Here is a 12690-nt window from a genome sequence, read left to right as displayed (position 1 = left end):
TGGAATTAGAAATGCAGTTGAATAACAGAAACGACAACAGCACCAGGTCGACGAATACCTTCGATTTCCACTTTAATTTCACGCTCGATCTCCAAACCTTTTTTGATCGGCGTTACTTTTGTTAACGTGCTGACAGCACGAACATTGTTTCCTGCTTTAACAGGGTAAGGGAAACGAACTTGGTTTAAGCCTAAGTTAACGACCATTTTGGCTGTTGGGAACATTGGCTTATCAGGGTCCACTGAGTCAGTCAATTTAGGCAACAATGCTAATGTTAAAAAGCCATGAGCGATGGTTGTCTTAAATGGAGATTCAACTGACGCACGTTCTGGATCTGTGTGAATCCACTGCATGTCTTCCGTTACCGCACCAAATTGATTGATACGTTCTTGAGATACATGCACCCAGTCACCAGTGTGAATCACTTCACCAATTTTTTCACTTAACTCGTCATACAGCTTTTGAGCCTCAGGTGCCATTACGATTGGTGCAGGTTGAGGCGCAACCTCTTCGTTAACAGCTGGCTGTTGGTGATCACGAACTTTCGAGAAAAGAAAGCTATTCTGAGCTTTTCCCAAAAAGTCACTCCAATAATCGCGTAACGTTGGAGACATCCAATTCATAAACTCGGATTGATGAGCAGAAATCGCATCAACTTTGTCTTTAAATAGATTTGTGACCTTCATAAACACCCTTAAAAAAATTAAGCACAACTGGCTATACCAGTTAATTTTGAATTAGTTCACAAAGTCTTGCAAATACTTTCGGGCGAACACATGTACCCTAAAAGCAAGTTATTTCTTAAATATCATAAAGATAGCAATAAAACACCATTTTATTGACTTGCGCCAATATAAAGTAAAAACTCTATAAATTGCTACTATTTGTCTCTTTTTTACCCCATTTTCAAACTGTTTAAATTTCACCAGCGGCTATAAAACGAGCAAACAGTACTTCTATTATAATTCAGCACTTTACAAGTCGGACTATGCTCCCTATTATACGTTCCGCAACGGAGAGATGGCTGAGTGGTTGAAAGCACCGGTCTTGAAAACCGGCATACGTTAATAGCGTATCTAGGGTTCAAATCCCTATCTCTCCGCCACTTATTTAGAAAGCTCGCATTTATTGCGAGCTTTCGTCGTTTTAGTGCTTGTAAAATGACGGAGGTTCGAACCCCTAGTCGTATACGGCCCCAGAACTTCACCACATTCCAATAAAGAGCCCGCTAAAAATTAGCGGGCTCTTTATTTCTATTTTCTAGTGTTTAAGCAAACTTCTTAATCATTTCAGATAGGTCATTGGTACAACTTTGCACTTTAGAGTTCATCTGATTCGTTTCTGTCATCAGATCATACGATTCACTGTACTTTAAGTTAAGCGACTGGATGTTTTCGTTAATCTCATCCGTTACGTAAACCTGTTCTTCTATCGCTACCGCAATTTGTTGATTTCGCTCGACTACATCCTGAACGAGAGATTGCAGCTGTTGGATGCTCTCTAAAGCCGTGCCTAATAATGTTACCGTTCCGGTCGACATTTCATTGCCTTTCTCTAGCGCAGAAACCGCTGATTTACTGCCCTTTTGAATCCCCTCAATGGCCGCTTTAATTTCTGTTGTCGATTCCTGTGTTCTTTTAGCAAGGGTTCTCACTTCATCCGCAACGACTGCAAACCCTCTCCCTTGTTCGCCTGCCCTCGCCGCTTCAATTGCTGCATTCAACGCTAATAAGTTGGTTTGTTCAGCAATATCATTGATCACTTCAACAACGGTTCCTATTTGCTCGGTTTGTTGGTTCAAACGCATGACCACTTTAGAGATTTCGCCGAGCTCATCCACCAGCTCTAGTACCGAGTGGTTAACATTATCGATAACGCTACGGCTATCTGTCATCGTGTTCTGCGCTTCTAGCGTAGCATCAGCAGTCGCTTGAGCATTATTTGATATCTCAGATGATGAGGCTTGCATCTCATTGACCGCTGTAGCGACCGAGTCGATCTCTACTTTCTGTGCACTCAAGTTTTCCGTCACTTGCTGGCTATTAGTCGCAGCACTGTTGGCACTTGCACGCGTTTCTTCGCAAGAGTCTTTTACAGACACCCCGACTCGCCCTAATAGCGCATCTGCAAATTGCTTACGCATCTTCATACCCAGCTCAATTTCAGCCAGATCGTTAATTTTTCCGCAATAAATATATTCCATTAGCGGATTGTTGAAGTCTTGCCTAGCCTGTCTAGCAAGCTTTTCAACTGGCCTTGTTAATACATAAATTGAGAAAACGGAAAGTAATGCAGCGATGCCAAAGGCCACCGCTGGTGATTGATTCATTTGTAGAGTTAGCAAGCCAAGAAGGTTGGAAATGAAAAGAAAGAAGGCTGATCTCATCCACAAACGCGTACGGGGAAGATACATTTGCAATGGTTTACCGTTATTCCGAAGTTTTGAATACGCTTTTTCCGCTCGTTGAACGTGTATACGCTCAGGTTTAAATCGAACCGATTGGTACTCAACAACTTCACCATTGGATTTGATAGGAGAAGCAAACGCATCAACCCAATAATACCCTCCGTTTTTACGTCGGTTTTTCACCATTCCCATCCAGTGTTTTCCGGCTTTTAGGTGCGTCCATAAATCTTTAAAAGCCTGTTTCGGCATGTCGGGGTGGCGTACAACATTGTGAGGCTTACCGATAAGTTCACCATCATCAAACCCCGCGACTTCATTAAAGTTTTCACTGGCATATTTGATATAGCTGGACGTATCGGTGATAGAAACTAGGCTGTAACTCGAAGGGTAATCATATTCCGTTTCACTCATAAACATGTGTCCTTACATTGATTAATTAAATAAACGGCAAGTATGAGTGTAGCAGCATAACATTTATGCGCATAATGATAAGCTCATTGTAAAATTCAATGAAATTACTGATAGGTCAATTTATTACCTGCAAGCGTAGTGGCTGTTTCACTCTCAAATAGCACTACCCTTGAGTGCTCACAAGATGCTGCATTGATTAAAATTAATACACAAAAGCGCTTCCTTACTGAGTTCGTAAATTGTTATAAATAAACGATTACAACGAAAACAAGGAAGACAAACATATGACTATTCGTTTTAGTCAACTTGCCGCTCAAGGGAACACGGCTCACCTATTTATTGACGATTGGAAAATAGACACTCAGCAATCTTGGGGAATATTCAGCGCGGATGGGGATATTGGAGCTCTACTTGGAGACCTTATTTGTGGTGAACTTTCACCAATAAGCGGAAAACTTGAGCTTGATGGGCTGTCCGTTGCTCAAGTGTCGTTATCAGAGCAACAGCGATTACTGGAAAGAGAATTAGAAAAGGACGATACAGACTTTCTTGATCGTATCGATCAAGGCAGTACCGTTTACTCACTCATTCAGGAGTGCAGCCAAGACGCTAATTTAATAGATCAGCTGATTACCGACCTCGACCTAACTCACCTTAAACACAGTGGCTTTCGTGTTCTCTCTACAGGGGAAACAAGACGAGTGATGCTAGCTCGCGCTTTAGCAACACAGCCTGATTTATTACTGCTAGATAACCCATTTACTGGTTTAGATATTGCCCATCGAGCAGCTCTCGCTCACTATTTACACTCGCTTTCTCAAACCGTACAGCTGCTGGTCACGTTTTCTCGCGAGTCTGATATACCTGAGTGGATTGATCGAGTTGCGCTTTTCAGTGCAGGAAAGCTGGACAGTACGATGGATAAATCCAGTTGGGATAATCATCCAATCATTGAACAAATTAAATCTCAGTCCGAGCAACAGAGTGAAGAAATGATGAACTTGATACGTCAGCATCAGCACTCGACACACTTCGACAACCCAATATTTAAACTAACAAATGGGTCTGTTGAATACACTGATAAGAAGATCTTTACTGACTTAAACTGGCGAATAGACAAAGGTCAGCATTGGCAGGTCAAAGGCCCAAATGGCTGTGGGAAGAGCACCTTGCTTGGGTTAATCTTTGGTGATCATCCTCAGTGCTACAGCAATGACATTGATATCTTTGGTAAAAAGCGAGGGTCTGGCGAGACAATCTGGGAAATTAAGCAGCACATAGGTATGGTATCTTCAGCGTTACACCTTCAATACCGCGTTAACTGCAGTGCGCTAGACGTGATTTTGTCCGGTTTTTACGACTCCATAGGGTTGTATAACCAACCCACTCGTAAAGAAGTGGACATCGCAAACGAATGGCTCGACATCCTACATATGAGCCAATACCGAAAAACCTCATTCAAGCAATTAGAGTACGGTCAGCAGCGCCTGTTGTTGATTGCAAGAGCCATCGTTAAACAACCAACATTACTGATTTTGGACGAGCCATATCAAGGGTTGGATTTTCTTGGCAGGCGTTTAGTTAAGAATACACTTGAGCTCATCGCCCGAGAGAATTTAAGCCAGCTATTGTATGTATCTCATTACCAAGAAGACCGCTTGGATAGCATCAAGAATGAGTTAGAGTTTGTTTTTGATGACAATGACCAATGTTATCGGGCTAACGTTTACCAATAATAATGACTTCGCTGAGCAAGTTGATCATAAGGTAAAGGCTTGGAGTAAAAATATCCTTGATGATATCGCACTCCCATCTTTTTCAAATGGTCGGCTTGCGCCGTTGTTTCTACACCTTCAGCGATGAGTTGTACTTTTAGCTCTTCCGCAAAGTGAACAATAGCTTTTAAAACGGAAGCACTAAGGCTAGGTATACCAATAGTTTCGACAAAACATTTATCGATTTTTAGGTAATCAATACGCATGTGCTGCAGAAACGCCAGCGAGGTTTGACCGGTACCAAAATCGTCGATCAACACATCAATTCCATGTACTCGCAGCGCTGCGATGCACTTTCTGGCTTCAGCATCAATGAGTTGACGTTCTGTTATCTCTATGCCTAATGAGACGTTATTTCGACATAACTTCCTGTCAATGAGTTGAATCTTTCTAATCGCGTTTGGCCCAACTAAGTAACCGGGCGGCACATTAATACCAAGGTGAACAGACTGATTAAAGTCTAATTTACTGAAGTCTTCTGCCGCTTTATCGAGAACGTAATCCGTGAGCAAAAAGACCAATCCACTTTGCTCCGCCGCTGGTACAAACTCATCAGGAGAAATGAACCCTTTATTCTGATGCTCCCATCGCACTAGGGCTTCAAAACCAAATAGTTGACCAGTATCGACGTTAATCTGGGGCTGGTAATACAGAGTCAACTCGCCTTTCTTTATGGCTTTCTTTAAATCCAGAACCAAGCTTCGATGAGGATCGATAAATTTATTTAACGCATATAAGCAAAGATAGATAACAAAAATGATTGGAATTGAATACAAAAAATAGGAAAGTGTTCTTTGTTTGACAAATAGATCGCTAGCTTCACTCAAAGCTTCATATTCAAACATTTGCGACGATTTGATGCCAATAGGGTTACTTCCCGTTCTCAACGCTTCTTCAGGTGCAACTTGGTCATGGATAAATAAGGCAGAGCGTTTTAAACGTAAATCGTTATTAAATCCTATCTTCGCATTAAAGTAATCATGATCAATAATCGTCACCGCTTGATAACCGTGCTCTCCTTCGGTCACGACGAGCAAAAATTGGTCATATACGCTATCCACGTTTCCCAGTGCTAACGCTTGTCCCTCAGGAAATGTAATGTGCTCGGCTAACGGCTTAGAAATTACGCCCAGTTTAGAAGAACACGTAATGATCCCATCTTTTACAATCAGCATTTCTTCGATATCTCGTTCAAACATCAAGTTTTGCTGAAGCTCTTCACATCGTCTAGGATGCAACAAAGCCGTGCGGTTTTCGGTCTCTATTTGGAATAAAATTTCGTCTGCGATTTGAACGTTTTTTTCTAATAGATGATTGAGGTTGTTTTGCACGCTTTCACGAGCTAAATACAAGACCTCGCCAACAATCAAAGGAATGGGCAACAAAAAAATGATGGCTTTTTTAAAAAGCGCCTTATTCAGCATATAAAAGTAACCTTTTATAAAACCGATTTACTGAGATGGTATCTGGATTCTGATACCCACTAGCAACTCTCGTTTATAATATTATTTATTTAGATTAACTCAGTATGCGAAACACTTAGTAATACCGCAAACTAAACAATGCCTTAATCCCTCCTGTTCCAATTTAGCATCAAACGACTCAAACCTGAGACGTCAATACGACATCATTTTTGAGCCTATCGGTACCGAGGTAAGCCCTCAGTCGTCAAATTCTCACTCTACGAGAATTACCCATTAAAATTATTTTTCTTTTCTCAGTGATTAAGAATTATATTTGTCGTAATTCATATAACACGTTACAACACTCTCATGACGACAAACAAAGCTAATGCGAACCAGGTAAACGAAAAAGCACTGCAGTTGTTAATGCAAGTTGCAGTTAGTCCATTCCCAGTCTCTGCGAAAACGCTAAGCGAGCAATTGAACGTTCCTTTGAGCAGTCTCTACCGACACTTGAAGCTGCTCAAAGAGTGGAACTTGATTGAAGAAAGCGTACACGACAAGACATTTGTCGTTGGCCCGGCAGCATTGCTGCTCATGCATAGCTATGAGACCGCACAGCATGGGTTAGATATGGTCGAAACCATACTGGCTCGGTTGGTACAACAAACAGGGGAAATGGCCGCTTATATGGTACCTGCAGGGTATCGCGCGCTTTGTGTCAGACAAAAAGAAAGTATGCAGGCGCTGCGTTGCAGCTTCGTCCAGGGTCAAAGTCAACCTCTGCTACGTGGTGCCTCATCTAAAGTGATGCTCGCTTTTATGCCTCAAAGTCGATGCGAGAAAATCTTGAGATACTTTAATCAAGATCACCGACGAGACGAATGGGAACAAGAGCTCACAACCATCCGTAAACACGGATATGCCGTCAGTACTTCAGAAATTGACCCGGGTGTTTCTGGCATCAGTGCACCAGTGATGAAAGGAAGCAAACTGATCGGCGCGGTCTCGGTGATGGCTCCGGCCCACCGAGTCGAAAAGGATAAGCAGCGCATTATTTTGCATGTGTTGCAAGCGGCAAGGGCACTACCACCAGAAAGGTAATTCATCATGTTAAGCTTTTTCAAACGCTATAAACTCCACCACACCGTGAAACAGCCGCAGCATTACCCTTTTTCTTTTATGACAGTGTGTGAGTATTTGCCACCCATGTCTAAAGGCGCGTTTGAATTAGCTGATCAAAGTTTGGAAAATGCTAGCGATTGGCTATACCAACAGCATGATCATGAAACCGCTGAAAACTTTGGTCACTTCAACCACGACAAGCTGGAAAATGGCGAGTTTCAGGAAGCATTAAGCCTTTCGCTTTCTCGCCACTCAATTCCTGTTTTAGTAACTAACTGTACCGAGGCAATCTTGTCCATGTTACCTGTGGTCGTGTCCTATCGAGACGAAGTGGGTGTGGTAAATATTGGACATGACATGAACTTGAAGCCAACACTTGAACCACGTTTAGGCTCGGCATTCCATTTTGCTCTTTCTCGCTATCAAAACGTGCGATTATTTTTTGCTGGTGTTAGCGAACAAGATACAAAGCAAGAAACGTGGGAATACGCGGAGGATCAAGGTTGTGACTGGGTAACCGATAAAGAGTTTTCTTTTCGTCATCGCAATAATGTAAAGCAGTTGATCGGCAATTACCTCGACCATTGCGACCAAATAATCCTCAGTATCGACCTTGGCTCCCTAAAAACCAAAAACAGCCTTGATGGTACCTCAGAAATTGATATCCAAATGGTTCTACGCACCATTAGGCAATGCCTGGTTGCAGGTAAAGTCAGAGCCATTCAACTCGTTGGTGATCGCGATCGTCTGGTCTATTCGAGACAAACGAAAGCCATACTAGAAGAGTTATATCAAATGGCCCCACTCATTGTTCACGCAGCCTAGGATTAAGTTCGGTTCAGAATCAGGACGCTCAAGCTACTGATTCTGAATCAACATAGTTAATTATTATCTTTTACCAACAAATAGTTACATGAATAAAGCGACTCATGTCACACTCAGCTATTGAACTAATCTCATACTTACGCTCTAATAACGCCACTAAGCTTTGGTATGACATACGAAATAAAAATAGCCAAAGTTCAATAAGTAAGCGGATTAAAAACCAAAAACACCGCCGACATTTCAACTTCTGTGAGCACTTGCTCACGCTCGCTTGATGCCATCTTGTTCCACTTTTTTAGGACATTTGATGATGCGTCTTTGCAGTATTTTCGCTGCGGTTCTTTTTTTACCGCTAACCTCACACGCCACCACTTATGACGTCAAAGATCTATCTGAGTTAGGTCAACTTTGCTCACACAAGAGCTTTAGTATCGGAAGTGATGGTACGACTTATCACTGTACAGGGAAACTCGTCCTACCCGCAGGTGACAAAATTGTCTCCTCATTACCGGAAAAAGAGATAACGCTAGAAGCAGCTCATGGCATTGTGTTAGAGGGGAACAATACGATTGGTGAACCCAATAAGCGTATCTCTCTACACGCACTCGCAACCGGATTAACGGTTAACAATGAGAAAGCTTCAAGCATTGACGATTATCAAAACAAGCACACGGTTATCTATGGTGATCTTCTATCGGCTTATCCAACAAAGCTGCATAACGTTCTCATAGATGGGGATATAGAGCTAACAGGTGAGGCCCTTCATATTGATGGTGAGTACAACACCATTATTGGTGACATTTTGACTCACAGTACGACCGATATATTCAACGCTAACGTTTGTGGCACCATTGAATCAAAAGGCCATCAATTGCATCTCAAGACGAAGAACCCTTTCCAACGACATTTCGTCGTCGGTGACATTGTGGCGCACAGTTCTCTGCTTATTGATGACATGGAGATCTACGGCACTACTGAGACTAAAGGAGCATCTGCCGCATTGAACGGTTCGTTCTATGGCTCTACTACAGCAATTAAATACTTCCAAACATTGAACTTCAACAACGCTCCAAATCAGCCAAGTCAAGTTTGTGGTGAAATCCAACAAACGCCAGGAAGTGCACAAACGAAAGCACAAGACAACAAATACACGCAATACTGTGGATTAGACGACACTGATTGTCACTACTCCTCTCAGGTCTGTCCGATTACCCCTCAAGATGTTCCGAATTGCAGCATGCAACCTCCATCGGAGAACGACTTCGACCTAAGCGTCACACCATCGGACGATATGGCACTGATGTGCGGCGACGATCTTCCGCAATTTACAGCAACAACAACCAATAATGGAGAAGTTGTAAGCGCAGAAGTCAGTGCAGCCCTATCACACCCTGACTTGTTCACTTTAGAGGTGATCAAAGGTCAGCAGACATTAAAAGCAAACCAATTTATGTCTGACGACAATGGTGAGCTCGTTGTTCGAGTGGTCCCGAACGATATTGATACCATCGCGTTAGGTACTAACTACACGCTGACTTTCACTATGGCAGAAGACACCAGCAAGCATCAAACGGTTAGCTTTATGTTTACGCCATTTATGTTTGAGGCCTACTCAAAGACGAAAAGTGCCACTTTAAATGAAATACGCGTTATTGCAGGTAAACCAGAAAACGTGCATACGCGATTGCTTGCTTGTGCTTCCACCGGCGAACCTGTAGTCGCAAGCAACTACAATGGTACTCCTAAGATTTTTCATCCATTGGTTCAACCATTAGGAGGAAGTGAAGGAAACTTTAGCTATTCAGCGGAATTTAAAGACGGCTTGTCTGAACATGGTCTTATCACGAACGAGTCCGGCATATTTGAAGTGACATTGTCCGATCATTTTGAATGTGAGGGATTTGAAGAGTGCCCAGAAGAAGGCAAAGTGGAAGTGAACGGAACATTTAATGTGTACTCGCGACCATGGACACTGGCTATCTGTGACAACCAACGTGCTTTGCCTTCTGGCACCTCTGAACAAGGAGATGGGTTTATTGCCGCCGGAGAACTTTTCTCTCTAACAGTGAAGCCGATCATTTGGCAAACTGACGGCTCTGTAAGTGGTTCTGTTGAATCAGCACGTTATTGTGATGCCTCTATCACCCGTAATTTTACGCTTGATGACGCTCCAGCAGCATCGGTTGTCTTGTCGAGTGAGCAACATACGCCATCAGAGACAGCGAACCAAACCTCGAAATTGCTACAAAGTAGTGACTCACTGGCTCAGGCGCATAATTCAGCTAAGAATGATCAATTCGTCTTTAATGGATTATATTGGGAAGAAGTCGGGAGCTTGAGAGTAAAAACAAACCTAGAAAGTAAATATCTAGGTATGACTGTTAACGAAGGCTATCGTTACATCGGTCGTTTTTACCCAAAATATTTTCAAGTGCAAGACCAAGAATGGCACTACCCACATGGCCAAACTTTTGCTTACATGAATCAACCTTTTGAGAAAGTCACTTACGATGTTGTCGCACTCAATGCGAATAAGGAAAACGTGAAGAACTACGTCCACTTTTCATCTAACCTTCAACAACATTTCGATTTAGGCGAGCTAAGCTCATACTCCGAACGGTTTTTGCCGCCTAAGCCCAAGAAGGTAGACTGGAAACTACTGGGTAGAGCGAGTGTTGGAACGTTTGTTATCGAGAAGCCCTCGACCAATGCGACTTGTAACAATAGCCCATGTTGGAAAAAGAACACGACAGATAAACAATACCCTGATGGTCCATTTAATAATGGGACTAACAGTGACAGCAGCAAAATAGGTATAGTCACGACTAAAGCCGTTGATGAGGTAAATTTCTTTGATAACAGCGAAATGCTCACTCAACAACCGGACATTCGATTCGGTCGTTTGAACTTTCAAGATGTAGGTGGCAACCAAGGCATGGTGATCAAAGTGCCACTTGATGTGGAAATTTGGCAAAACGGTCGATTTACGACTAACTTCGATGACAGCTCAACAACGGCGAATGGTGAATATTACTTCAGCACGCCAATTTGGTCGCATGCGCCAGCAAACAACGCCCTGCTTTCTGGCGTTGGAACGATGAGTATTGGCAGAATGACCGATATCGTTGCAAGCCAAATTGACTCAGCGCGCGAGCAAATACAATTCCACCTAGATTTAGACAGCTCAGGCAATCGCATCCCTTGGCTGAAATACGACTGGGATAGCTCTACAAGTGAAGAGGAAAACCCACCCGTCATTGTTACGTTTGGTATTCACCGAGGAAACGATCGCATTATTTATCGTGGTGAACCCAATATGCTTGGCCTAAATTAACGCGAAACGGCAAACAAAAAGAGCCCCTCAATTGAGGGGCTCTTTTCATCACAAACTGATGTAATTTACTTTGCGCCACGACGCGCTTTCAGGCGCTTCACCATAGCAAGACGACGCTCTGCCGACCCTTGGTCTGTTGCCGACTGGTTCGGATTATTACGACGACCTTGACGATTCTTGAATGCTGGTTTTGAGTGCAGCTTTTCAATGTAAGATTCACGCTGTTTTGGTTCATAGCCTGCAAGCTCAATACGGCGAATGCGTTGCTGGATTAGATTTTCAACCTGAACCACCGTGAGCTCTTCATCTCGGTTTACAAATGAAACAGCATGACCTTGTTTACCTGCACGACCCGTACGACCAATTCGGTGAACGTAATCTTCCGCTAGGAAAGGCATGTCATAGTTCACAACGTGAGGTAAGTCTTCAATATCTAGACCTCGAGCAGCGACATCGGTAGCCACCATGACACGTGCTTTGCCAGACTTGAACTCTTCTAGCGCACGACGACGAGCGCTTTGAGCACGGTCACCATGACAAACCACCGCTTTGATACCATCAAGTTTCAGCTCTTTTACCACTTCGTTTGCGGTCTCTTTGTAGTTCACAAATACCAACACTTGTTTCCAGTTTTTGCGACCAATTAGCTCTGAAAGCAGTTCCGTTTTTCGCTCTTGATCAACTGGATATAGCACGTGAGCAACTGTTTGTGCCGTAGTATTTGCACGCTCTACTTCGATACGTTTTGGTTTACGCAGAATGTCTTTCGCTAACAGGTTTAGCTGGCTTGAAGTCGTTGCCGAAAACATCATGATTTGTGGGTCTGTATCCACATCCAGCATGATCTTACGAACTGCATGAATAAAGCCCATATCCAAGATACGGTCTGCTTCATCAAACACCAAAAACTCTAAGTGTGCCACCGAGACATTACCTTGTTCGATGTGTTCTTCCAATCGACCAGGTGTAGCCACAAGGATATCAACACCATTTTCCAGTGCCGCAACCTGAGAAGACATTTTACGGCCACCGAAAATCGCCGCCACCGACAGATTGGTGTACTTCGTGTAAGCTTTGATGTTGTCAGCAATTTGTTCAGCAAGCTCGCGAGTTGGAGCCAAGATAAGTGCACGAGCAGTCTTACGAGAAGCGCTACGGTTACTGTCTAACAACTGCTGAATCATAGGCAGAGAAAACGCAGCCGTTTTACCAGTACCTGTTTGTGCTGTAGCGAAAATATCATGGCCTTTGCGAGCCATTGGAATCGCCTTCTGTTGAATTGGCGTTAACTTTTCATAACCGCATTCTGCCAGTGCTTTAACCACTTCTGGCGCAAAACCTTGAGATGAAAATGACATTGAGCGTATTCCTTAAACAAACCACTAAAAATAGCTTTAAAAATTTAGCCGT

8 protein-coding genes and 1 tRNA gene are annotated in these 12690 nt (G+C 43.1%); 5 read left to right on the top strand and 4 right to left on the bottom strand.

Features of this window, described 5'->3' with window-relative positions:
• Window positions 1-5: 5 nt before the first annotated feature.
• A complete protein-coding gene (locus ACHFJ9_RS07955; RefSeq protein ID WP_005391037.1) occupies window positions 6-686 on the bottom strand; it encodes a MaoC family dehydratase in 681 nt (226 codons plus the stop codon).
• A 328-nt stretch (window positions 687-1014) separates the two neighbouring features.
• On the opposite strand from ACHFJ9_RS07955, the gene ACHFJ9_RS07950 reads away from it, so the two are divergent.
• A tRNA-Ser gene (locus ACHFJ9_RS07950) sits at window positions 1015-1105 on the top strand.
• 162 nt (window positions 1106-1267) lie between these two features.
• Here the strand turns inward: ACHFJ9_RS07950 and ACHFJ9_RS07945 are convergent.
• A complete protein-coding gene (locus ACHFJ9_RS07945) occupies window positions 1268-2818 on the bottom strand; it encodes a PAS domain-containing methyl-accepting chemotaxis protein (RefSeq protein WP_182018427.1) in 1551 nt (516 codons plus the stop codon).
• Window positions 2819-3102: 284 nt separating this feature from the next.
• Between ACHFJ9_RS07945 and modF the strand changes: the two genes are divergently transcribed.
• Window positions 3103-4554 (top strand): molybdate ABC transporter ATP-binding protein ModF, encoded by a 1452-nt coding sequence (gene modF / locus ACHFJ9_RS07940; protein WP_395354614.1) that lies wholly within the window; start codon window positions 3103-3105, stop codon window positions 4552-4554.
• Here the strand turns inward: modF and ACHFJ9_RS07935 are convergent.
• Complete coding sequence (locus ACHFJ9_RS07935) at window positions 4545-6017, bottom strand: EAL domain-containing protein (protein ID WP_395354612.1); 1473 nt, start codon at window positions 6015-6017, stop codon at window positions 4545-4547. The genes modF and ACHFJ9_RS07935 overlap by 10 nt on opposite strands.
• Window positions 6018-6365: 348 nt before the next feature.
• Between ACHFJ9_RS07935 and ACHFJ9_RS07930 the strand changes: the two genes are divergently transcribed.
• From ACHFJ9_RS07930 to ACHFJ9_RS07920, 3 genes are all read left to right on the top strand, one after another.
• Window positions 6366-7100, top strand: coding sequence for an IclR family transcriptional regulator (locus tag ACHFJ9_RS07930; protein WP_005391048.1), 735 nt, complete (start codon window positions 6366-6368; stop codon window positions 7098-7100).
• A 6-nt stretch (window positions 7101-7106) separates the two neighbouring features.
• Window positions 7107-7946, top strand: a complete 840-nt coding sequence (locus ACHFJ9_RS07925; protein ID WP_005391051.1) for an arginase family protein — start codon at window positions 7107-7109, stop codon at window positions 7944-7946.
• Between the two features lie 307 nt (window positions 7947-8253).
• Entirely contained in the window at window positions 8254-11280 is a 3027-nt protein-coding gene (locus ACHFJ9_RS07920) for a DUF6701 domain-containing protein (protein ID WP_256955723.1), read from the top strand.
• A 65-nt stretch (window positions 11281-11345) separates the two neighbouring features.
• Here ACHFJ9_RS07920 and ACHFJ9_RS07915 read toward each other — a convergent pair whose 3' ends face one another.
• The gene (locus tag ACHFJ9_RS07915; RefSeq protein WP_005386186.1) at window positions 11346-12638 is read right to left on the bottom strand and encodes a DEAD/DEAH box helicase; all 1293 of its coding nucleotides are present in this window, start codon (window positions 12636-12638) and stop codon (window positions 11346-11348) included.
• Window positions 12639-12690: the final 52 nt, after the last annotated feature.

Source organism: Vibrio sp. D3 (assembly GCF_043995865.1).
GTDB classification, from domain to species: domain Bacteria; phylum Pseudomonadota; class Gammaproteobacteria; order Enterobacterales; family Vibrionaceae; genus Vibrio; species Vibrio diabolicus.
This window is presented reverse-complemented; position numbering and strand designations above follow the sequence as displayed.

Coding starts and splice junctions, on each gene's coding strand:
- ACHFJ9_RS07955 (WP_005391037.1), bottom strand. CDS start 686: ATGAAGGTCACAAATCTATTTAAAGACAAAGTTGATGCGATTTCTGCT.
- ACHFJ9_RS07945 (WP_182018427.1), bottom strand. CDS start 2,818: ATGAGTGAAACGGAATATGATTACCCTTCGAGTTACAGCCTAGTTTCT.
- modF (WP_395354614.1), top strand. CDS start 3,103: ATGACTATTCGTTTTAGTCAACTTGCCGCTCAAGGGAACACGGCTCAC.
- ACHFJ9_RS07935 (WP_395354612.1), bottom strand. CDS start 6,017: ATGCTGAATAAGGCGCTTTTTAAAAAAGCCATCATTTTTTTGTTGCCC.
- ACHFJ9_RS07930 (WP_005391048.1), top strand. CDS start 6,366: ATGACGACAAACAAAGCTAATGCGAACCAGGTAAACGAAAAAGCACTG.
- ACHFJ9_RS07925 (WP_005391051.1), top strand. CDS start 7,107: ATGTTAAGCTTTTTCAAACGCTATAAACTCCACCACACCGTGAAACAG.
- ACHFJ9_RS07920 (WP_256955723.1), top strand. CDS start 8,254: ATGATGCGTCTTTGCAGTATTTTCGCTGCGGTTCTTTTTTTACCGCTA.
- ACHFJ9_RS07915 (WP_005386186.1), bottom strand. CDS start 12,638: ATGTCATTTTCATCTCAAGGTTTTGCGCCAGAAGTGGTTAAAGCACTG.